This is a genomic window from Streptomyces calvus (genome assembly GCF_006782915.1).
Taxonomy (GTDB): Bacteria; Actinomycetota; Actinomycetes; order Streptomycetales; family Streptomycetaceae; genus Streptomyces; species Streptomyces calvus.
In genome coordinates this window covers 141884-162719 of sequence record NZ_VCNP01000043.1, presented here as the reverse complement: position 1 = coordinate 162719, position 20836 = coordinate 141884, and the positions used below count along the sequence as shown (strand labels likewise).

Sequence of the window (20836 nt, the reverse complement as noted above, 5' to 3'; positions counted from 1 at the left end):
AGGGCCTGTCGTTCGGACCAGCCCGGCTACTGAGTGCGGCGCCTTCCGGCCGGCCGCCCCCGGGATCATCCCCAACGACGGACCCTAGGCACCGAGGGGTGCCGAGAGGCCGCGCGGGTAGCGTGCCAGCCAGGCCGGGGACGATCCCGCGGGTCCGTGCAGCGCGGGACCCTGCGTCATCTCCATGGCGAAGTCGTCGGCGAGTTCCAGGAGTGTGGGACGGCCCTCCAGCTCGGCCAGCCAGGCCGGCGGGAGGGCCGTCTCGCCGTGCAGCGCCCCGAGCAGGCCGCCGGTCAGCGCCCCGGCGGCGGCACTGGGCCCGTCGTGGTTGACCGCCAGCCGCAGCCCGTGCCGTACGTCCTCCCCCACCAGCGCGCAGTACACGGCGGCGGCGAGCAGCCCCTCCGCGGTGGCGTTCCCGACCAGCTCGGTGACCCGCTCCGGGGTCGGCATGCCCTGCCGGACGGCGCCCAGCGCCTGCTGCAGCGCGTCCGACACCGGCTGGTGTCCCGGCCGCCCGGCCAGCAGCGCCAGCGCCCGCTGCACCGACGTGTCGAGGCTCTCGCCCCGGGCCAGCGTGTGCACGATCACCGCGTACGCGCCCGCCGCGAGGCAGGCGACCGGGTGGCCGTGGGTCTGCGCCGCGCACTCCACGGCGAGCTGGGCGACGAGCTGCGGCTCCCAGCCGACGAGCAGCCCGAACGGCGCGGACCGTGCGGCGGCCTCGGGCCCGGCAGCACCGGGGTTCTTGGGCGCCGCCGGTGTCCCCATCGTCTCGTCGCCGAGCCCCAGCAGCAGCACGCGGGCCGGGTCCCGGCGGGCGTACAGCCACTCCTCCCGGGCCAGCCACCCGTCCTCGGTGCGCCGCTCGTCCGGGCCCCAGTCGCGCTGGGTGGTCGCCCAGCGCAGATACGCCCGGTGCAGGTCGGTCGGCGGATGCCAGGCGCCGGTGTCGCGCCGCACCTGGGCACGGATCAGGCCGTCCACGGAGAAGAGGGTGAGCTGGGTGTGGTGGGTGACGGCGCCGCGCCGGCCGTAGGCGGGGACGAAGTCGACCAGGCCCTCGGCGCCGTGCGCCTGCCGGATCGCGTCGATGCCCGCCCCGTCCACGGGCGCGCCCAGCGCGTCCCCGAGGGCCACTCCGAGCAGCGTGCCGCGCACCCGGCTGCGGAAGTCCTGCTGCTCACGGCGCCCCCACACGGGCCCGGCAGTACCGGTCACCACGACCTCCCAGGCACCGTCCGTCCTACGACGCCCAGCACCCTAATCGAACGAGGGCGGTCGGTTCAGGGGGCGGACGGGTATGCGGAGTGTGACCCGAGTGCGCGGAAGTGGACGGTTATCGGCCGTCCCGACGCCCTGCGGACCGTGTCGCCGCGGGGCGCCGCGGGGAGCGGTGGACGGCGGGCCGCGGGCCCGGGCGGAGGGGGCGAAGTCGGCGCGGGGCGGGGCGGGTTCGCGTCGTGGGCCGCCGGGCGGATAGGGGCCGGTGGTACGGGGAAAGGAATCGCCATGTCCACCACCACCCCGCGCGGCGCGCTCACGCTGACCGTGACCCTTCTCACCGCTTCCGTCGCTCTCTACATGGCGCTGGTCGCCTTCGGCAACATCACGGACTTCGGCACGAACCAGGAGTTCGTCCGGCACGTCCTGGCCATGGACACCACGTTCAAGGACGACGACCTGATGTGGCGGGCGATCACCAACGAGGGCGTGCAGGACGCCGCCTACGTCGCGATCATCGCCTGGGAGACGGCCGCCGCGCTGGTCCTGGTGTACGGCACCTGGCTGTGGATCCGCCGCGACCACGCCCGCGCCCGCCGCTTCTCCACCTACGGCCTGCTGATGACCATGCTCCTGTTCGGCGCCGGGTTCATGGCGATCGGCGGCGAGTGGTTCGCGATGTGGCAGTCGGAGGACTGGAACGGCCTGGACGCGGCCCTTCGCGTGTTCGTCTTCAGCGGCGTGGTGCTGCTGGTGAACCACCTGCCGCTGGCCCACACCGGGGGACGCGAGACCCACTGAGGACGCCGACCCCGGGAACCACACGGCACCGCGTTATGGCATAAGCAATGCCATACTGGCCTCATGGCTGACGACGACACCGAATTCCCTCCCGGCGACGGCCCGACCAGCGGCGTCTCCGTCACCCTCACCGCCGGCACCCTGCGGGCCATTCGCGAGCGGGTCGGCAAACGGGGTGTCTCGGCCTATCTGGAGAAGGCAGCTCAGCGACAGATCGAGCGGGATCGGCTGGACGAACTGATCGCCGCCTTCGATGAGGTCCACGGGCCGGCTGATCCCGACGCCGTGGCGGCCAAGCGCGCCCGGCTCACCGGGGAGAGCCCCGGCGCGGGGGCCGCTGCGTGAGCGGCGCCCTGGTTCTGGACAGCGAAGGGCTCGCCAAGGCAGTACAGCGGGACCGAGAGGTGCACGAGTGGCTGTCGGCAGCCCGGGAGGCGGATCTCCCGGTGATCACCTCGGCAGCGGTGCTGGTCGAGGTGGTGCATCCGGGGATCAACAACGCCGCGCTGCGGTGGACGCTCTCACGGCTGCGCGTGGAACCGGTCACCCAGGCACTCGCCCAGTCCGCCGCCGCCCTGCTGCGCGCCGCGGGCCTGCACGGCCACAAGTACGCCATCGACGCCATGCTCTGCGCGACCGCGCTGCACTTCCCCGGGAGAGTGACCGTCCTCACCTCCGACGTCGAGGACATCGGCCTGCTCACCGCCGGCCATCCACGCCTGGTGGCCGCGAAGGTCTGACCGGGCGCGGGCGGCTACTCGACGACCGTGACCGGGGTGCCCGCCGTGCCGAACGTCCACAGGGCGCGGCCGTCGTCCTTGGAGACGCGGATGCCGCCGGTCGGGGTGCCGGGGGCCGGGGGCGGGGGTGAGGAGCCGTCGACCGCGTTGGAGAAGGCCACGTTCACACCGGACTTCGCGGCGAAGTACATGATGTGCTCGACCTCGACGCCGTCGCTGCCGGTCGTGGCCTCGGTGCGGGCGCCGATCGTGTAGGAGCCGGGGTCCGGGGACACCGTGCCGGGCCAGACGGTGAAGGTGCGGCGCGGGGTGTCGCTGGCGTCGACCAGCCACACGCGTTTCTGGTCGAGCGCGTAGACGATCCGGCGGCCGGTGCCGGAGCCGGCCGGCACCGCCACCGGTTTCTTCTCCTCCGGCTTCGCGGACGGCTTCGCGTCCGCCGTCGCCGACGGGCTCGGCCGGCTCGTGGCGGCGGTGGGCTTCGCTCCCCCGTCCGCCTGGACGGCCAGCACGGCCACCACGGCTATCGCCCCCGTGGTCAGCCCGGTCACCCAGGCCCACGAAGGAAGACGGGCAGACACCGGTACGCATCTCCTCAGCTACGGGTCCCCATGGAGGCCATGCATCCCCATGGAACGCGGGTCGGATCATCCTACTGCCCGTGCCGCCCCCGCCCCGGCCGTCTCACTCCAGCACCGGCAGCAGCTCCGGCAGGTGGCCGTCGGAGGCCTCGGCCGCGCGGCGGCGTTCCTCGGGGACCTCGCCGTACAGGGTCGTGCGCGGCTTCGCCGGGCGGCCCGCCGCCTCCGCCACCGCGACGAGGTCCCGGACGGACTTGTACGAGCCGTAGGAGGAGCCCGCCATGCGGGAGATCGTCTCCTCCATCAGCGTGCCGCCGAGGTCGTTGGCGCCGGACCGGAGCATCTCCGCCGCACCCTCGGCGCCCAGTTTGACCCAGCTCGTCTGGATGTTCGGGATCCAGGGGTGGAGCAGCAGCCGCGCCATCGCCGTGACCGCGCGGTTGTCGCGGACGGTCGGGCCGGGACGGGCGATGCCGGCCAGGTACACGGGCGCGTTGGTGTGCACGAAGGGCAGGGTCACGAACTCCGTGAAGCCGCCGGTACGGCGCTGGATGTCCGCCAGGGTCCGCAGGTGGCCCAGCCAGTGGCGGGGCTGGTCGACGTGGCCGTACATCATCGTGGAGGAGGAGCGGATGCCCAGCTCGTGGGCGGTGGTCACCACCTCGGTCCAGGTCGCCGCCGGCAGTTTGCCCTTGGTGAGGATCCAGCGGACCTCGTCGTCGAGGATCTCCGCCGCCGTGCCGGGGATGGTGTCCAGGCCCGCTTCCTTCGCCGCCGTCAGCCACTCGCGGATCGACATCCCGGTGCGGGTCGCGCCGTTCACCACCTCCATCGGGGAGAAGGCGTGCACGTGCAGGCCGGGTACGCGTTCCTTCACCGCCCGCGCGATGTCGAAGTACGCCGTGCCGGGCAGGTCGGGGTGGATGCCGCCCTGCATGCACACCTCCACCGCACCCACGTCCCACGCCTGCTGGGCGCGGTCGGCCACCTGGTCCAGGGAGAGCGTGTACGCGTCGGCGTCCGTGCGGCGCTGCGCGAAGGCGCAGAAACGGCAGCCGGTGTAGCAGACGTTGGTGAAGTTGATGTTGCGGGTGACGATGTACGTCACGTCGTCGCCGACCGCCGACTTCCGCACATCGTCGGCGATCCGGCACAGCGCGTCGAGGGCCGGGCCGTCGGCGTGCAGCAGCGCTAGCGCCTCCGCGTCGGTGAGCCGCGTCGGGTCGTCGGCCGCGGTGCGCAGGGCCTCGCGCACGTCGGTGTCGATGCGTTCCGGGACCATGCCCGGTGCGGCGGCCTCGCGCAGGGCGTCCCAGTCGCCGTACACCTCGTCGAAGTCGGCACGGCGGTCGCCGGTGCGGCCCTCGGTGTCGATGGTGCGGTGCAGGTCGGTGCGGCCGCTCGCGGTGAACGCCTCGTCCGGCTCCTGCCACGGCAGGCCCTGCGGCAGGACGTCGGGGCGGGCCAGGCCGGTCTCCGGGTCGGCGAGGGCGGCGACGTGCGGGCGCAGCCTCGGGTCCAGCCATGGCTCGCCGCGCCTCACGAACTCCGGGTAGACGCAAAGGCGTTCGCGCAGTGCGAAGCCTGCCGCCCGGGACTGCTCGGCGAGTTCGTCGATCTGCGGCCAGGGGCGCTCGGGATTGACGTGGTCGATGGTGAGTGGTGAGACGCCGCCCCAGTCGTCGATGCCGGCCGCGATCAGCCGCCCGTACTCCGCGTCGACCAGGTTCGGCGGGGCCTGGAGGCAGGCGGACGGGCCGAGGACGTGCCGGGCGACGGCGACCGTGGCGACCAGTTCGTCGAGTTCCGCGTCCGGCATGCCGCGCATCGCGGTGTCCGGCTTGGCGCGGAAGTTCTGGATGATCAGTTCCTGGATGCCGTGGTGGGCGCGGGAGACCTTCCGCAGCGCGAACAGCGACTCGGCGCGCTCCTCGTACGTCTCGCCGATGCCGATGAGCAGGCCGGAGGTGAAGGGGACGGAGGAGCGGCCCGCGTCCTCCAGGACCCGCAGGCGCACGGCCGGTTCCTTGTCCGGTGAGCCGTGGTGCGGGCCGCCGGGCTCGGACCACAGGCGGGTCGCGGTGGTCTCCAGCATCATGCCCATGGACGGGGCGACGGGCTTGAGGCGCTGGAAGTCGGTCCAGGTCAGGACGCCCGGGTTGAGGTGCGGGAGGAGTCCGGTCTCCTCCAGGATCCGGATCGAGATGGCCCGCACGTACGCGATGGTGTCGTCGTAGCCGTGCGCGTCGAGCCATTCGCGGGCCTCGGGCCAGCGGTCCTCGGGCTTGTCGCCGAGGGTGATGAGGGCTTCCTTGCAGCCGAGGGCGGCGCCCTTGCGGGCGATGTCCAGCACCTCGTCCGGCGACATGAACATCCCGTGCCCGGCGCGGCGCAGCTTGCCGGGCACGGTGACGAACGTGCAGTAGTGGCACTTGTCCCGGCACAGCCGGGTCAGCGGGACGAAGACGCTCTTCGAGTACGTGATGACGCCGGGCCGGCCCGCCGCCTCGAGCCCCGCGTCCCTGACCCGGGCGGCCGACGCGGAGAGGTCCTCGAGGTGCTCACCGCGCGCCTGGAGCAGGACCGCCGCCTCGGCGACGTCCAGGGAGACGCCGTCCCGGGCTCGTCTCAGGGCGCGCCGCAGGGCGTTCTCGGTCGGGCCGCCGGTTCCGTGGGTCGCGGAAGTCGTCATCCTGTGAGCATACGTTCGGGGTGGTCAGGCGCTCGGCCCGTCCAGGAACGGCTGGTAGTGGTCCAGTGCGCGCAGCACTCCGGCCTCGTCCTCGGGCGGCAGCTGCACCACGACCTCCTCGATGCCGAGTTCGGCGTAGTGGGCGAGCTTGCCGGCGCTGGGACGGACCGCGTACGGGACGACCTGGAGGGCGCCGGGGTCACGGCCCGCGTCGGCCCAGGCGGCGCGCAGCGCGGGCAGTGACTCGGACAGGCCGCGCCCGCCGATGGGCAGCCAGCCGTCGGCGTACTCACAGATGTGCGCGAACAGTTTCGGCCCGGCCGCCCCGCCGACCAGGGTGCGCGGGCCGACGACCGGGCCGCGCGGCTTCTGCACCGGCTTGGGGTGCGCGTAGCTGGCCCGCACACTGCCGAACTCGCCGTCGTAGGCGGTCGGTTCCTCCGCCCACAGGGCCCGCATCAGGCCCATCCGGTCGCGGACCAGTTCGCGCCGGGTGCGCCACTGCACGCCGTGGTCGGCGGCCTCCTCGACGTTCCAGCCGAAGCCCAGCCCGAGCGTGAACCGGCCGCCGGAGAGGTGGTCGAGGGTCGCGATCCGCTTGGCCAGGTCGATCGGGTCGTGCTGCGCGGCGAGCGTGATGCCGGTGCCGACGCCGAGCCGCTCGGTGACGGCGGCGGCCTGCCCGAGCGCGACGAAGGGGTCGAGGGTGCGGCCGTACTCGCGGGGCAGGTCCCCGCCCGCCGGGTAGGGGGTGGTGCGCTCGACCGGGATGTGCGTGTGCTCGGGCAGGTAGAGCCCGGCGAAGCCCCGCTGCTCCAGCTCACGGGCGAGCCGGGTGGGGCGGATCGTCTCGTCGGTGAGGAAGATCGTGGCGGCGATACGCATGGGGGGCCTTTCGTACGCGGGACGACGGCACTGTGCGACCGGAGCCCGGTGGGAGCGCCGGCGGCACCCCATCAATACCGGGGCCCGGCCCATCTGTCCATACCGACCGGTCGGCATCACCCCGGCGGACGGCCCGGCCACCGGGAGCCGTCACACGACGTCCGCGGACGCGGAACGGCCGGCGCCTGCAAGTTCCCTTCCCTTGCACGGCAGTTCACCCCTCAATACAAGGGTTGCACCGCACACCCGGCACCACCCTGCACCACCCGCACCACCGGAAGTTCCGTCATCACCGACACCTGGGAGCAGCAGCATGTGCGAGGACGACCACACCGGGATCGGGCGGCGCGCCGTCTTCCTGACGGGCGCGGCGGCCGCGCTTACGTTGGGAAGCGTGAGCTTCGCTGCCGCGGCGGACCGGGACGGCCGGGAGACGAGGACGGTGCGCGGCACCCTCCCGCCGGGCGCCCCCGACTTCGTGTACGTCCCCGTCGACGTGCCCGCCGGCGTGCGCGAGATCAAGGTCGCCTACACCTACGACAGACCGGCCGTGCCCGCCGGCACCGCCGGCAACGCACTCGACATCGGCATCTTCGACGAACGCGGCACCGACCTCGGCGGGCAGGGCTTCCGGGGCTGGTCCGGCGGGGCGCGCACGGAGTTCTTCCTGCGCGCCGACGACGCCACCCCCGGCTACCTCCCCGGCCCCGTGCGCGAGGGCACCTGGCACATCGCGCTGGGCCCGTACACCGTGGCGCCGCAGGGACTGTCGTACGAGATCACCGTGACGCTGACCTACGGCGAACCCGGTGAGGCACTGCGGCCGGTGTATCCGCCGGAGCGGGCCAAGGGGCGCGGAAGGGCCTGGTACCGGGGCGACTGCCATCTGCACTCCTGGTACTCCGACGGCCGCCGCACCCCGGCCGAGATCGCCGCGCTCGCCCGCGCGGCCGGCCTGGACTTCATCAACAGCTCCGAGCACAACACGCACTCCGCGCACGCCCACTGGGCCGACGCCGCCGGGGACGACCTGCTGGTGCTGCTCGGCGAGGAGGTCACCACCCGCAACGGGCACGTGGTGGCGCTCGGCACGGACCCCGGCACCTTCGTCGACTGGCGCTACCGCGCCCGCGACAACCGCTTCGGCCGGTTCGCCCGGCAGATCCGCCGGGCCGGCGGCCTGGTCGTCCCGGCCCATCCGCACGCCACCTGCATCGGCTGCAACTGGAAGTTCGGCTTCGGCGAGGCGGACGCCGTCGAGGTGTGGAACGGCCCCTGGACGCCGGACGACGAGGTGGCGCTCGCCGACTGGGACGGCATGCTCGTCGCGTCCGTGCGCGAGGGCCGCGACTGGATCCCGGCGATGGGCAGCAGCGACGCCCACCGCGACCCGGACGTCGTCGGCCGCCCGCAGACCGTGGTCCTCGCCGACGACCTGACCCGCCGGGCGATCCAGGACGGCATCCGCGCGGGACGCTCCTACATCGCCGAATCCGCCGCCGTCACCCTCGACTTCACGGCCTCCGGCGGGCGCGGCGGGCACGCGGGCATCGGCGGACGGCTGGAGGTGGACCGGGACACCCCGGTCACCGTCCGCCTGGCCGTCACCGGCGCGCCGCGCTGCACCGTCCGGTTCGTCACCGACCAGGGCGTGCTGCACACCAGCGCCCCGCTGCCGGTGTCCGGCGCGGGGACCGTGGAGTGGCGGACCACCGCGTCGTACGCCGCCTACGTACGCGCCGAGTTGCGGCACGAGACGGCCGTGGGGCCGCTGCCCGGGGCGTTGGCCGCCTTCACCAACCCGATCTTCCTGGGCCGCCGGTAGGCTCGTCGCGCCACGACTCCCGCACCGGAGACGGGCCGCGGGCCGGCGCCGGCCGGCCGCACTTTCCGGCCGGTGCGGGAGCGCGGCGGACGGCCCGGGGACCCGTCGGACGAGGTGGATCGGGAGGCGTGGGGACGAAGTTGTGTGGGCTCGGTGGTGGCCCGCCGCGCCCCATGTGATCGCCGTCTCGCACGGCTGACGCATCCGCCCTCAAGAAGGCAAACTGGCCTAGTTGCTGAGGATGCATAGGGGGACTGCATGGACGGTGTGCCACGAGTACCGGAGCAGCGGCGTCCCGGCTCCTCGACGGAGCCGGAGGCGCTGCGCTTCAGCGTGCTCGGACCGGTGCGTGCCTGGCGCGACGGCGAACCGGTCGCCACCGGCAGCCCACAGCAACGCGCGCTGCTCGCCGCCCTGCTGCTGCGCGAGGGCCGTACCGCCACGGCGGGCGAGCTGATCGACGCGTTGTGGGGCGAGGAGCCGCCCTCGCAGGCGCTGGCCGCGGTCCGTACGTACGCCTCGCGGCTGCGGAAGGTGCTCGACGCCGGTGTCCTGGTCAGCGAGTCCGGCGGCTACGCGGTGCGCGGGCTCGGCGAGGGGGCGCTGGACCTCGCGGTCGCGCAGGAGCGGGCGGCGGAGGCGGAGAAGGCACGCAACACCGGTGACCTGTGCCATGCGCGGAAGGTGCTGAACCGGGCGCTGGCCCTGTGGGACGGCGAGACCCTGGCCGGCGTGCCCGGCCCGTACGCGGAGGCGCAGCGCGTCCGCCTGGAGGAGTGGCGGCTGCAACTCCTGGAGACCAGGCTCGACATGGACCTGGAGCAGGGCTGCCACGCGGAGGCGGTCTCCGAGCTGACGGCCCTGACCGCCGCGCACCCCCTGCGCGAACGGCTGCGAGAACTGCTGATGCTGGCGCTCTACCGCAGCGGCCGCCAGGGCGAGGCGCTCGCCGTGTACGCGGACACGCGCCGTCTGCTCGCCGACGAGCTGGGCGTCGATCCGCGTCCGGGCCTGCAGGACCTCCAGCAGCGCATCCTGCGGGCCGACCCGGGCCTGGCGGAGCCCTCCGCGCCGATGGCGGAGCCGGTGGCGGTACCGGTCCGTCCCGCCCAACTCCCGGCGTCGGTACCGGACTTCACCGGCCGCGCGTCCTTCGTGCGGGACCTGAGCGAGGTGCTGGCGTCGGCGTCCGGCTCCGAGGGCCGGGTGATGGCGGTGTCCGCGCTGGCCGGCATCGGCGGCGTCGGCAAGACGACCCTCGCGGTGCACGTGGCCCACCAGGCCCGCGCCGCCTTCCCCGACGGCCAGCTGTACGTGGACCTCCAGGGCGCCGGCGCGCGGGCGGCCGAACCGGAGACGGTCCTCGGCTCCTTCCTGCGCGCCCTCGGCACGGCGGACTCCGCGATCCCGGACTCGCTGGAGGAGCGGGCGGCGCTGTACCGGTCCGTCCTGGACGGGCGCCGGGTCCTGGTGCTGCTGGACAACGCGCGGGACGCGGCGCAGGTGCGCCCGCTGCTGCCCGGCACGGCGGGCTGCGCGGCGCTGGTGACGTCCCGGGTACGGATGGTGGACCTGGCCGGCGCGCACCTGGTCGACCTGGACGTGATGTCGCCGGACGAGGCGCTGGCCCTGTTCACGAAGATCGTGGGCGAGGAGCGGGTCGGCTCGGAACGCAAGGCGGCCCTGGACGTGGTGGCGGCGTGCGGCTTCCTGCCGCTGGCGATCCGCATCGCGGCGTCCCGCCTGGCCGCCCGCCGCACCTGGACGGTGTCGGTGCTGGCGGCCAAGCTGGCCGACGAGCGCCGCCGCCTGGACGAACTCCAGGCGGGCGACCTGGCGGTGAAGGCGACGTTCGAGCTGGGCTACGGGCAGTTGGAGCCGGCGCAGGCGCGGGCGTTCCGGCTGCTCGGGCTGGCGGACGGCCCGGACATGTCGCTGGCGGCCGCGGCGGCCGTCCTCGACCTGCCGGCGGAGGACACCGAGGACCTGCTGGAGTCGTTGGTGGACACCTCGCTGCTGGAGTCGGCGGCGCCGGGCCGGTACCGGTTCCACGACCTGGTGCGGCTCTACGCGCGTGCGTGCGCGGAACGCGACGAGCAGCCGCCGAGCGAGCGGGAGGCCGCGCTGTCCCGGCTGCTGGACTTCTACCTGGCCACGGCGGCCGGGGTGTACGCCATCGAGCGGCCCGGCGACCGGCTGGTCGACGACCTCGAACCGACCGACTACCCCGGGCTGCGCTTCGCCGCCGGGTCCGCGGCCCTGGACTGGCTCTACAGCGAGGCCTCTCCCCTGCTGGCGTGCGTGCGGCAGGCGGCCGGCACCGGCCGGCTGCGGCGCGCGGTGGACCTGCTGTGGGCGGCCAAGGACCTCACCGAGTCGGGCGCCAACTCGCACCAGTACGAGACGACGGCCCGGTCGATGTGCGGTGCGGCGCGGGAGGCCGGCGACGCCCGCGCGGAGGGCCGGGCACGCACCACCCTCACCAACGTCCTCCTCGTCTACGGCCGTATCCAGCAGGCGGAGGAGGAGGCGCACCGGGCCATGGGCCTGGCGGCCTCGGCGGCGGACGCGACCGCGGTGAGCTGGGTGGCCAACGACCGGGGGCTCATCTGCCTGCACCAGGGCCGCTACGCGGACGGCGAGTCCTTCTTCAACCAGGCCATCGAGGGGCACCGGGCCGCCGGCAACCGGCTCGGTGAGGCCGTCACGCTCGCCAACCTCTCCCGCGCCTACCTGGGGTTGGGCAACGTCTCCACGGCCGTGTCCATCGCCCGGCACTCGCTCGCCGTCCACTCGGAGCTGGGCCGGCCCATGCGGCGCGCCAGCGCCCACTTCGCGCTCGGTCTGGCGCTGGCCAAGGCCAACCGGCACGCGGAGGCGCTGAGCCAGTTCGTCGACGCGCAGGACATCTTCACCGAGCACCGCCAGCGGCTGTGGGTGGGCAACACCCACTTCCGGATGGCCGAGGTGCACCTCGGTGCGGCCCGTCCCGCGCAGGCCGCCCAGCACGCCGAACAGGCCCTCGCGCTGGGCTGTGTCGGCGGGGACAGGATGCGGGGGAACGTCGTGGCCCTGCTGGGCCGGGCGCTGGCCGAACTCGGCCAGGCGGACCGGGCGAACGCCTGCTGGCGGGAGGCCCTCAACCTGTACGAACAGTGCGGCGCCGCGGAGGCCGCGGAGATCCGGAACCTGCTGAACGGCGCCTCCGCGGCCTGACGCGCGCCGAGTGCGGGCGGCGTCCCGGCACGGCGCCCGCGCGCGTTCAGCATTCGTTTATCGGTGCGCGGCACTCTCGAAGCAGTCGGACCGTCGCGTCGGGGGGCAGGCGGTCGGACAGGAGCCGTACCGGTTAATGTGCGGCTCCGAACGCCCGTCCGGTGGCCCTCGGGGGAGTTACCGGACGGGCGTGACCGACTCGTTGCGACTACAGGGAAGTCAGGTCGATGAGCGACACGAAGAAGGACGCGGACGTCACCACGCAGGACAACAGCATGCCCACGCCGCCGGCGGACGGGGACGCCACGACGCTGGACAACAGCATGCCGAGCGAACCGGCCACGGGTGAGGCCGTCACCACCCTGGACAACAGCATGCCGGCCCCGCCGGCCCTGGACCTCGACGGCGGCAGGTAGTCGTCCTTCCACACGGGGATCGGCCGCGGCGGCGCGGAGGGGGAGCCGCCGCGGCCGAGGTGTGTCCGCGGTTCTTCTCTCTGTCGTCCCGGGTCAGACGGCGGGCGGCGCGTACGGGTCCGGGTCGCAGTCGTCGACCCGGCCGGCGGCCGCGCTGTCGTCGATCTCCACCCGGGCCGTCACCGTGTCGTTGCCCGGCACGTGGACGTCCTTCGCCGGGGCGGTGACCTCCGCGCCGGAGGCGTCCCGGAAGGTCACGGTGACGGTGAACGAGCCGGACGCGGCGTTGGGGTTGGTGACCTCGACGGTCGCGTACGGAGCGGTCGGCGAGGCGCAGTCGACCAGTTCCACCGTGGCGTCCTGCTCGGCCGGCGAGGCGTCCACGTCGGCGCCGCCGCTGCCGGTGTCGTCGTAGGTGTCGTCGTAGTCGTCGTCGTAGTCGCTGTGCGAGCCGCCGGAGCCCGACGAGTCGTGGTTCTGGCTGGAGCTGCTGCAACCGCCGCCGCCCGAGCCGTCCCCGCCGCCGCTGCTGCTGCCGCCGCGGCCGGTCGAGAAACCGGTGAGGGTGAGGACGACGAGTGCCGACACCGCTGTGAGCTTGAGTGCGTTCCCCCGGGAATTCATGCGCGACAGACTAGCGATCTTTGTGTCACGAGCATGTCACTACCTGGCGACCGTCGCGTACCCGGCGTAGCGTCGGCGGTGAGAGCGGCGAACGGGCCGCTCCCCGCAGCGGCGGCCGCCGTCCGGCACCCCTTCCGTGCACCGGCACGACGGCCGTCCCGCACCCCGCCTGGGGCCTGTCGTTCGGATCATCCCGGGGTCGCGGGGTCCGGCACGCGCATCTGCGGCGTTGTCGTCGGTTGCCAACTCCCCCACGCTCGGCTCCGCTCGCGCGGGGGCACCCCCACCGCGTTGTCGCCCTCCTCCGCCTTGCAGCTGCACGCACCGGACCCCGCTCGGGCCGGTCGAAAGGGCACCGCACCTCACAGCCGCGCTGATCCGAACAACAGACCCTAGGCCGTGCGCGAGGTGCCCGTGCCCTTCTCCGCGTCCAGCGCGTACACACAGCGGTCCTTGCTGCACGCGTACACCACGCCGTCCCGCACCACCGGGGAGCCGGTGATCTCGCCGCCCGTCGCCAGCTTCCAGCGCAGACGGCCGTCGTCGGCCTTCAGCGTGTACAGCAGGTGGTCGCTGGAGCCGAAGTGGATCCGGCCCTCGGCGACCACGGGCGCGCCGACGATGTCGCCGCCCGACTGGAAGCGCCACTTGGGCGTGCCGGTGACCGCGTCCAGGGTGTACAGGCCCTTGCCGCTGCCCACGTGGACGTGGCCGGCGGCGACCAGGACCGGTTCGGCGGAGGAACGGGCCTCGGTGGCGATGCGCCAGCGGTCGCGGCCGTCGGTGGCGTCGAGGGCGTAGACCGTGCCGAGGTAGTCGGCGAGGTACACGCCGCCGCCGGTGACGGCCGGGCCGGGGACGTGGGCGGGCGGGGCGAGGAAGACCGCCGGAGCCTCGAAGTGCCAGCGCACATGGCCGCCGGCGACGTCCAGGGCGAGGACACGGGTGCCGGCGCAGACGTAGACGCTGCCGTCGGGGGCGTGGGTCACCCGTACCGGTACGCCGCCGCAGGAGGCCGCGTCACCGATCGGGTACGACCAGCGCTCGTCGCCGGTGCGGGCGTCCAGGGCGCGCAGCCGGGCGTCCTGCCAGACGAAGACGGTGCCGTCGTGCAGGGACGGGCCGGCCTCCGGGGATTCGAAGTCGGTCTGGCAGCCGGTGACCTCCCACAGCTTCTGACCGGTGGACGCCTCCCACGCCTGGACGCCGCCGCCGCGCGTGCCGGTGACGACGGTGCCGCGGTCGGCCTTCAGGGAGTACACCCAGGCGTCCGTGGACAGCCGCCACAGGTCGCCGCCCTCGCGGGCGTCCAGCGCGTACAGGGTGGGCCCGTCGGAGGCGTGGATGCGGCCGTCGGCGACCGCCATCGACCAGGCGACGTCCCGGGTCTTGAAGCGGCGCCGGCCGGTGGCGACGTCGAGGGCGTGCACCTCGAAGGAGGTGACGTAGACCAGGTCGCCGTCGACGGCGGGGGTGCCCCAGACGTCGTTGGACATGCGGAAGCGCCAGGGACGCCAGCCGCCGGGCTGCTCCGGCGGCGCGGCGGGCGCGGCCGGGGCGGGTACGGCCGGGTCGGCGCCGTTGACGCCGGGGCGGGGCCGGGACCAGGTGGCGGCCAGGGCCGCCGTCGCCGGGGGTGCCTTGACGGCGGCCGCGCGGGTGTCGGCGACGCGCGGGCCGGGCCCGATGGGCACCGCCCCGCCCGCCAGCCGCACCGGGCCGGTGTCGGGGGCGCCGACCGGCGCGGGCACGGACGGGAGCGGCGGGACGACGGGGTCGTGCGGCGGCGGGGGCGGCACGGGCGGGCGGGCGCCGCCGGCACTGCGGCCCGACGGCGCGGGCTTGGCCGCCGGGCGGCCGCCGCGGCGCGCCTCGATCAGGCTCACCGCCCGCTCCGGCAGCCAGGCCGAGGCCGTGCCGCTGTCGTCGGAGCCCGAGCCGAAGAGGTGCGGCGCGAGCTGCGCCTGGAGGTCGGCCGGGTTGGGCCGGGCCGTCGCGTCCATCTGCATGCACGCCTCGATGAGCGGGCGCAGCTCGTCCGGCAGGCCCTCCAGGTCGGGGCCCTCGCGCAGCAGCATGAAGACGGTCTCCACGGGGTTGGCGCCGTGGAAGGGCGGGTGTCCCGTGGCCGCGAAGACCAGCATCGAGCCCAGCGAGAACACGTCGCTCGCGCCGGTGACGCTGCGGGAGTCCTTCGCCTGCTCCGGCGACATGTAGGCGGGGGTGCCGACCGCGACGTTGGTCATCGTCAGGCGCGTGTTCGACACCCCGGAGGCGATGCCGAAGTCGATCACCCGGGGGCCGTCCTCGACGACGAGGACGTTGGAGGGCTTCAGGTCGCGGTGGACCAGCCCGGCGCCGTGGATCGACTGGAGCGCCTCCGCGACGCCCGCCGCCAGCCAGCGCACGGCCTGGGCCGGCAGCGGCCCGCACTCGTTCACTATCTCCTCGAGGGAGGGCGCGGGAACGTACGCGGTGGCCAGCCACGGCACGGCGGCCCGCGGGTCGGCGTCCACGACGGCCGCCGTGTAGAAGCCGGAGACCGCGCGGGCCGCCTCCACCTCACGTGTGAAGCGGACGCGGAACAGCTGGTCCTCGGCCAGTTCGGTCCGGACGGTCTTGATCGCCACGCGCCGGCCGGACGCCGAGCGCGCGAGATAGACCAGCCCCATGCCGCCGGCCCCCAGCCGTCCCAGCACCTCGAACGGCCCGATACGCCGCGGATCGTGCTGCGTCAGCTGATCCACCACTTGCCTGCCACCTCCCCGTACGAGTCGCGCCACCACCTGTGCACGCGACCGAAGTGCAGCGTCTCACCACCGCACCGCCGTGGCGGCACGCACCCCGATTCTTCCTGTCCGGGCCCCCGGTTGCGAACCGACCGACAAATAGGGTGTCCAGGTTTACATACGACCCAATGGGCGGACCGGCAGGTCCGCGGGCGGGCCGGGGTGCGGGTTCAGCGGTGCAGCAGCGCGAACGACGCCCCTTGATTGTCCGTGACCACGGCCGCGGTGCCGTACGACGTCTCGAAGGGCGGAACCTGGACCCGGCCGCCGAGCCGGGTCACCTCCCGCAGGCCGGCGTCGACGTCCTCGACGGCGAAGTGGACCAGGAAGTGCGGCGGCATCTCGGCGGCGAAGACGTCGGAGACCGGCGCGCGGCCGAAGTCGGGGTCGGTGTCCGGACCGAACAGGGCGTCGTGGAAGAGGCCGCCGTAGAAGGTGTTCGCCGTGTCGGTGTCGCGCGTGTAGAGCTGGACCCAGGCGAAGGTGCCCGGCTCGTGGCGGCGCCCGAACCCCGGGGTGGTGCCGGGCTGCCAGAGCGAGAAGACGGCGCCCTCGGGGTCGGTGACCAGCGCGGTGACGCCCAGGTCGCCGAACGGCGCCGGCGGGGAGACGACCTGCCCGCCGGCCGCGCGGATGCGCCGGCACAGCGCCTCGGCGTCCGGGGTGGTGAAGGAGACCGTCCACACGGTCGGCAGCCGGCCGTCGGTCTTGTGCGCGAGGGAGGCGACGGGCTTCCCGTCCTTCAGCGCGCGGACGGTCCCCTGCGGCTGGTCCTCGAAGGTCCAGCCGAAGAGCTCGCCGTAGAAGCGCCTGCCGGCCTCCACGTCGGGAAGCTGCGCGTCCACCCAGCAGGGGGTGCCCTCCGGGTACTCCGATGCCCTGTTTTCGGCCATGCCGCCAACGTAGCCGGGTCGCCCGCAGGCCGCAGACCAGGCACACCAGGCTCCGTGGACCCGCACACCCCATTTGCAGTCGGCCGAATCGCGCTCAGATCACCCGTCGGTAAGCTGACGGCATGACAGGACAAGTGCGTACCGTCGACGGCCGCGTGGCCGGTCGGCGTGGGCAGGCGACCCGGCAGAAGCTGCTCGACTGCCTCAGCGAGATGCTCAGCTCGTCCCCGTACCGGGATGTCAAAGTCATCGACGTGGCCCGCCGCGCGGGGACGTCACCGGCCACCTTCTACCAGTACTTCCCGGACGTCGAGGGCGCCGTCCTGGAGATCGCCGAGCGCATGGCCGCCGAGAGCGCCGGGCTGGCCGGGCTGCTGGAGGGCCGCTCCTGGGCGGGCCGGGCGGGCTGGCAGACGGCGCAGGAACTCGTGGACGGATTCCTGGAGTTCTGGCGGAAGAACGACGCCATCCTGCGCGTGGTCGATCTCGGCGCCGCCGAGGGCGATAAACGTTTCTCCAAGCTCCGTACGAAGATCCTGAACTCCGTGAACAGCTCGCTGGCCGGCTCCGTCGCCGAGTTGCAGTCCAAGGGGCGGATCGACAAGGACGTGAACCCGGCGGCGATCGCCGGTGCGCTGGTCGCGATGCTCGCGGCCGTGGCCTCGCACCAGAAGGCCGCCTCCTCCTGGGGCGTGAAGCAGGCCGAACTCAAGCCGTCGCTGGCCCTGTTGGTGCACCTGGGGGTCACCGGCAGGAAGCCGACGAAGTAGCCGTCCGGCGGCACGCACTCCGCGCGCGACCCCAAGTCCTGTCATCCGGGCGGCGGTCCACTCCGGTGGACCGCCGCCCGTCGCGTTGCGCGGAGAGACGCCTCACCGCGGCCGCCGGACGCCGGAACCGGCGCGGGCCGTCCGGACGACACGCCCCGCACGGGAACACCGCGGCGGGTGCCCGGTGTTGTGCCTGCACCGACCCGACCGTGGACGCGCAGGAGGATCCGGACATGGCCCTGACCCGCGAAGAGCGTGAACAGTTCCTGGCCGAGCCGCACGTCGCCGCCCTCGCGGTGGACGCGGGCGAGGGCCGCGCCCCGCTGACCGTGCCGATCTGGTACCAGTACGCGCCCGGCGGCGACGTGTGGATCATGACCGGCCTCGACTCGCGCAAGAACCGGCTGATCAGTGCGGCGGGACGGTTCTCGCTCATGGTCGAGCGGACCGAGCCCACCGTCCGCTACGTCTCCGTCGAGGGCCCGGTCCTCGACACCACCCCGGCCACCCGGGAGCAGCTGCGGGAGATGGCCGCCCGCTACCTGCCGGCCGCGAAGGTCGACGGCTACGTCGACTTCTCGTCGAAGAACCACGGCGATCAGGTCGTCGTGCGGATGCGGCCGGAGCGGTGGGTGTCCTCCGACCTCGGCTCGGTGTGAGCGCGCGGCACGTCCGACAATCGGGGGCATGGAACCCGATCTCCCCGAGCTGCTGAGGTCCCTGCGGGTGTGGGACCCGGCGGTCACCGCCCTGCCGCCGTTCGACCCCGGCACGGCGCCCGCCGAGCCGCTGCCGCTGTTCGCGCGCTGGTTCGCCGAGGCGGTGGCGGCCGGGCAGACCGAGCCGCACACCATGTCGCTGGCCACCGCGGACGCCGAGGGCCGGCCGGACGTGCGGATCGTGATGCTGCACGGCGCGGACGCCGACGGCTGGTCCTTCGCGACGCACGCGCACAGCCGCAAGGGCGGCCAGCTCGACGGCCGCCCGTACGCCGCGCTGGCCTTCTACTGGCCGGTGCTGGGCCGCCAGGTGCGGGTCCGCGGGCCGGTCACCACGGCACCGGCCGACCGGGCCCAGGCGGACCTGCACGCCCGCTCCACCGGGGCGCTGGCCGCCGCCCTGACCGGCCGGCAGAGCGCCGTGCTCGGCTCGGCCGAGGAGCTGGCCCGCGCCTCGGAGGCCGCGTGGGAACGGGCACGGCGAGAGCCGGACGCACCGGCACCGTCGTGGACCCTGTACCGGCTGCACCCGGACGAAGTCGAGTTCTTCCAGGGCGACCCCGCCCGCCGTCACGTCCGGCTCCGCTACGACCGCGAGGAACGGGGGTGGAGCAGGAAACTGCTGTGGCCGTGAGGGAGTGGGCGTGAGGGCGGGGAGGAGCGCGGGTCCCGGGCCGGTCGAGGTCACCAAGTCGCCGGGGGCGGGCCGTCGGGTGGGGTGGGGTACGGGTCGGTGGCGAGGCGGGCGTGCAGGTGGGCGTCGCGGAAGGCGTCGGTGCGGCCCGCCTGCAGGATCGCGCCGCGCAGGGTGCCCTCGTGGCGGAACCCGCACCGCTCGGCGACCCGGCAGGACGCCCCGTGCCCCAGGGCGTGGTTCAACTCCAGGCGGTACAGGCGCCGTTCGGTCAGCGCCCAGCGCGCGGCGAGCAGCAGCGCCCGGGTGGCGACACCCCGGCCGCGTGCCTCGGGGAGTACCCAGTAGCCGATGCGGGCCTGCGGCAGCACCGGGTGGATCTCGTTGACGCCGACGTGTCCCAGCGGCGTACCGCTGCCGGCGTCGGCGACCTGGAAGGACACCCCTGTGCCGTCGGCGTCGTACCCCACGGCGCGGCGCAGCGACGCCCGGGCGCCGGCCAGGTCCGTGATGGGCCGGAACGGCGTGTTCCAGCGCAGGAACTCCGGGTCCGTGAGGCCGCGCAGCCACGCCTCCACGTCGGTGCGGGACTCGGGGTTCCAGGGGCGCAGGTGCAGACCGTGCCCGCGGAGTTCGGGCAGGGGACGGGGCCGGTTGCGCTCGGGCAAGGAGGACATGGGGACATTCAAACGCGCGATCCCCACACACGTGATCAATCCGCAACCAATTCCGGTCTTGACCGAGACCCATCAACCTGGTGCCGGATTACGCTCGCGCTCATGACCGACTCCGCCGCCTCCGCACCGACCCCCGCGCCGACCCGCGCGGACCGTCCCGTCTACGTCATCGGCGGCGGCCCGGGCGGACTCGCCGTCGCGTACGCCCTGCGCTCCCGGGGCATACGGGCCGTCGTCCTGGAGCGGTCGGCCCGGGTCGGCGACTCCTGGCGGCGGCACTACGACCGGCTGCGGCTGCACACCACCCGGCGCCTGTCCGCCCTGCCCGGCCTGCCGATGCCGCGCCGGTTCGGGCGCTGGCCGGCCCGGGACGACGTGGTGCGGTACCTGGAGAAGTACGCCGAGCACCACCGCCTGGAGATCGTCACCGGGGTCGAGGTGTCCCGGGTCGAGCGCTCGCCCGACGGCGCGGGCTGGCTGCTGCACGCCACCGGGGGACGGGAGTTGACGGGCTCCGCGGTCGTCGTCGCCACGGGCCACAACCACACGCCGCACGTCCCGGACTGGCCCGGCCGGGACACCTACACCGGCGAGTTCCTGCACGCCTCCGCCTACCGCGACGCCGAGCCGTTCGCCGGCCGGGACGTGCTCGTCGTGGGCGTCGGCAACACCGGCGCCGAACTCGCCGTGGACCTGGTGGAGGGCGGTGCCTCCCGGGTGCGGCTGTCGGTGCGCACCGTGCCGCACATCCTGCGCCGCTCGACGGCGGGCTGGGCCGCGCAGTACTCGGGCGTGGTGTGCCGGAGGCTGCCGGCCGGCCTGGTCGACCGGCTGGCGCCGCTGCTGGCCGGGCTGAGCACGCCGGACCTGTCGCAGCAGGGCCTGCCGCGCCCGGACTCCCGGCTCTCCGTACGGGCCGCCGCGGGGGCCGTGCCGGTGGTGGACGCCGGCCTGATCGACGCGGTGCGCCGGGGCGCGGTGGAGGTCGTGGCCGCCGTGGAGGGCTTCGAGGACGGCAAGGTCGTCCTCGCCGACGGTGAACGCATCGCTCCGGACGCGGTCGTCGCCGCCACCGGGTACACCCGCGACCTGCACGGCCTCGTCGGCCACCTCGGCGTGCTCGACGCCCACGGCAAGCCCCTGGCCCAGGGCGCCCGTTGCCCGCGCGACACTCCCGGCCTGTACTTCACCGGCTTCACCACCCCGCTCAGCGGCACGCTGCGCGAACTGGCCCTGGACGCCCAGCGGATCGCCAGGGCGATCTCCCGCTCGGACGCGCGCCCCTCCCGGCTGCCCGTCTGACGCCCGTACGCGGTAAGCCTCCTGAGGGCTCGCGACGGCCCGTCAGTC

General features: G+C 74.1%; 18 protein-coding genes. 10 read left to right on the top strand and 8 right to left on the bottom strand.

The window, feature by feature from the left end; genetic code table 11:
• Window positions 1-84 precede the first annotated feature (84 nt).
• Window positions 85-1221, bottom strand: coding sequence for an ADP-ribosylglycohydrolase family protein (locus FGW31_RS19635; protein WP_142194748.1), 1137 nt, complete (start codon window positions 1219-1221; stop codon window positions 85-87).
• Window positions 1222-1512: 291 nt separating this feature from the next.
• On the opposite strand from FGW31_RS19635, the gene FGW31_RS19630 reads away from it, so the two are divergent.
• From FGW31_RS19630 to FGW31_RS19620, 3 genes are all read left to right on the top strand, one after another.
• Window positions 1513-2025: a DUF2165 domain-containing protein gene (locus tag FGW31_RS19630; protein WP_142194747.1), complete on the top strand. Its 513-nt coding sequence runs from the start codon at window positions 1513-1515 to the stop codon at window positions 2023-2025.
• Between the two features lie 63 nt (window positions 2026-2088).
• The gene (locus FGW31_RS19625) at window positions 2089-2370 is read left to right on the top strand and encodes a hypothetical protein (RefSeq protein ID WP_142194746.1); all 282 of its coding nucleotides are present in this window, start codon (window positions 2089-2091) and stop codon (window positions 2368-2370) included.
• Complete coding sequence (locus FGW31_RS19620) at window positions 2367-2765, top strand: PIN domain-containing protein (RefSeq protein ID WP_142194745.1); 399 nt, start codon at window positions 2367-2369, stop codon at window positions 2763-2765. The genes FGW31_RS19625 and FGW31_RS19620 overlap by 4 nt, the downstream gene beginning before the upstream one ends.
• Before the next feature lie 14 nt (window positions 2766-2779).
• Here the strand turns inward: FGW31_RS19620 and FGW31_RS19615 are convergent, their stop codons facing one another.
• From FGW31_RS19615 to FGW31_RS19605, 3 genes are all read right to left on the bottom strand, one after another.
• Window positions 2780-3346, bottom strand: a complete 567-nt coding sequence (locus tag FGW31_RS19615) for a hypothetical protein (RefSeq protein WP_142194744.1) — start codon at window positions 3344-3346, stop codon at window positions 2780-2782.
• A 103-nt stretch (window positions 3347-3449) separates the two neighbouring features.
• On the bottom strand, window positions 3450-6038 hold the full coding sequence (locus FGW31_RS19610; protein WP_142194743.1) for a bifunctional FO biosynthesis protein CofGH: 2589 nt from the start codon (window positions 6036-6038) through the stop codon (window positions 3450-3452).
• Window positions 6039-6062: 24 nt separating this feature from the next.
• Complete coding sequence (locus tag FGW31_RS19605; protein WP_142194742.1) at window positions 6063-6923, bottom strand: LLM class F420-dependent oxidoreductase; 861 nt, start codon at window positions 6921-6923, stop codon at window positions 6063-6065.
• 313 nt (window positions 6924-7236) lie between these two features.
• Between FGW31_RS19605 and FGW31_RS19600 the strand changes: the two genes are divergently transcribed.
• From FGW31_RS19600 to FGW31_RS19590, 3 genes are all read left to right on the top strand, one after another.
• Window positions 7237-8748 (top strand): CehA/McbA family metallohydrolase, encoded by a 1512-nt coding sequence (locus tag FGW31_RS19600; RefSeq protein WP_142194741.1) that lies wholly within the window; start codon window positions 7237-7239, stop codon window positions 8746-8748.
• Window positions 8749-9006: 258 nt separating this feature from the next.
• Complete coding sequence (locus FGW31_RS19595) at window positions 9007-11964, top strand: AfsR/SARP family transcriptional regulator (protein WP_142194740.1); 2958 nt, start codon at window positions 9007-9009, stop codon at window positions 11962-11964.
• A gap of 227 nt (window positions 11965-12191) precedes the next feature.
• On the top strand, window positions 12192-12380 hold the full coding sequence (locus FGW31_RS19590) for a hypothetical protein (protein WP_142194739.1): 189 nt from the start codon (window positions 12192-12194) through the stop codon (window positions 12378-12380).
• Between the two features lie 93 nt (window positions 12381-12473).
• On the opposite strand, the gene FGW31_RS19585 is transcribed toward FGW31_RS19590, so the two are convergent.
• From FGW31_RS19585 to FGW31_RS19575, 3 genes are all read right to left on the bottom strand, one after another.
• Window positions 12474-13004, bottom strand: a complete 531-nt coding sequence (locus FGW31_RS19585; RefSeq protein ID WP_142194738.1) for a hypothetical protein — start codon at window positions 13002-13004, stop codon at window positions 12474-12476.
• Window positions 13005-13396: 392 nt separating this feature from the next.
• Window positions 13397-15754 carry an outer membrane protein assembly factor BamB family protein gene (locus tag FGW31_RS19580; protein ID WP_142194737.1) on the bottom strand — a complete coding sequence of 786 codons (2358 nt, stop codon included), beginning with the start codon at window positions 15752-15754 and terminating at the stop codon, window positions 13397-13399.
• Between the two features lie 209 nt (window positions 15755-15963).
• On the bottom strand, window positions 15964-16686 hold the full coding sequence (locus FGW31_RS19575; RefSeq protein WP_182674955.1) for a VOC family protein: 723 nt from the start codon (window positions 16684-16686) through the stop codon (window positions 15964-15966).
• Window positions 16687-16820: 134 nt separating this feature from the next.
• Between FGW31_RS19575 and FGW31_RS19570 the strand changes: the two genes are divergently transcribed.
• The 3 genes from FGW31_RS19570 (at window position 16821) to FGW31_RS19560 (ending at window position 18809) form a co-directional block, all read left to right on the top strand.
• The gene (locus FGW31_RS19570) at window positions 16821-17456 is read left to right on the top strand and encodes a TetR family transcriptional regulator (RefSeq protein WP_142194984.1); all 636 of its coding nucleotides are present in this window, start codon (window positions 16821-16823) and stop codon (window positions 17454-17456) included.
• 233 nt (window positions 17457-17689) lie between these two features.
• Entirely contained in the window at window positions 17690-18115 is a 426-nt protein-coding gene (locus tag FGW31_RS19565) for a pyridoxamine 5'-phosphate oxidase family protein (RefSeq protein ID WP_142194736.1), read from the top strand.
• Window positions 18116-18143: 28 nt separating this feature from the next.
• The gene (locus tag FGW31_RS19560; RefSeq protein WP_142194735.1) at window positions 18144-18809 is read left to right on the top strand and encodes a pyridoxine/pyridoxamine 5'-phosphate oxidase; all 666 of its coding nucleotides are present in this window, start codon (window positions 18144-18146) and stop codon (window positions 18807-18809) included.
• Window positions 18810-18859: 50 nt separating this feature from the next.
• Here the strand turns inward: FGW31_RS19560 and FGW31_RS19555 are convergent, their stop codons facing one another.
• Window positions 18860-19486: a GNAT family N-acetyltransferase gene (locus FGW31_RS19555; RefSeq protein ID WP_142194734.1), complete on the bottom strand. Its 627-nt coding sequence runs from the start codon at window positions 19484-19486 to the stop codon at window positions 18860-18862.
• 102 nt (window positions 19487-19588) lie between these two features.
• Here FGW31_RS19555 and FGW31_RS19550 point away from each other — a divergent pair, with 102 nt between their 5' ends.
• Complete coding sequence (locus tag FGW31_RS19550; protein ID WP_142194733.1) at window positions 19589-20788, top strand: flavin-containing monooxygenase; 1200 nt, start codon at window positions 19589-19591, stop codon at window positions 20786-20788.
• The last annotated feature ends 48 nt before the right edge of the window (window positions 20789-20836 follow it).

Coding starts and splice junctions, on each gene's coding strand:
- FGW31_RS19565 (WP_142194736.1), top strand. CDS start 17,690: ATGGCCCTGACCCGCGAAGAGCGTGAACAGTTCCTGGCCGAGCCGCAC.
- FGW31_RS19605 (WP_142194742.1), bottom strand. CDS start 6,923: ATGCGTATCGCCGCCACGATCTTCCTCACCGACGAGACGATCCGCCCC.
- FGW31_RS19625 (WP_142194746.1), top strand. CDS start 2,089: ATGGCTGACGACGACACCGAATTCCCTCCCGGCGACGGCCCGACCAGC.
- FGW31_RS19585 (WP_142194738.1), bottom strand. CDS start 13,004: ATGAATTCCCGGGGGAACGCACTCAAGCTCACAGCGGTGTCGGCACTC.
- FGW31_RS19610 (WP_142194743.1), bottom strand. CDS start 6,038: ATGACGACTTCCGCGACCCACGGAACCGGCGGCCCGACCGAGAACGCC.
- FGW31_RS19550 (WP_142194733.1), top strand. CDS start 19,589: ATGACCGACTCCGCCGCCTCCGCACCGACCCCCGCGCCGACCCGCGCG.
- FGW31_RS19630 (WP_142194747.1), top strand. CDS start 1,513: ATGTCCACCACCACCCCGCGCGGCGCGCTCACGCTGACCGTGACCCTT.
- FGW31_RS19595 (WP_142194740.1), top strand. CDS start 9,007: ATGGACGGTGTGCCACGAGTACCGGAGCAGCGGCGTCCCGGCTCCTCG.
- FGW31_RS19555 (WP_142194734.1), bottom strand. CDS start 19,486: ATGTCCTCCTTGCCCGAGCGCAACCGGCCCCGTCCCCTGCCCGAACTC.
- FGW31_RS19590 (WP_142194739.1), top strand. CDS start 12,192: ATGAGCGACACGAAGAAGGACGCGGACGTCACCACGCAGGACAACAGC.
- FGW31_RS19600 (WP_142194741.1), top strand. CDS start 7,237: ATGTGCGAGGACGACCACACCGGGATCGGGCGGCGCGCCGTCTTCCTG.
- FGW31_RS19560 (WP_142194735.1), top strand. CDS start 18,144: ATGGAACCCGATCTCCCCGAGCTGCTGAGGTCCCTGCGGGTGTGGGAC.
- FGW31_RS19575 (WP_182674955.1), bottom strand. CDS start 16,686: ATGGCCGAAAACAGGGCATCGGAGTACCCGGAGGGCACCCCCTGCTGG.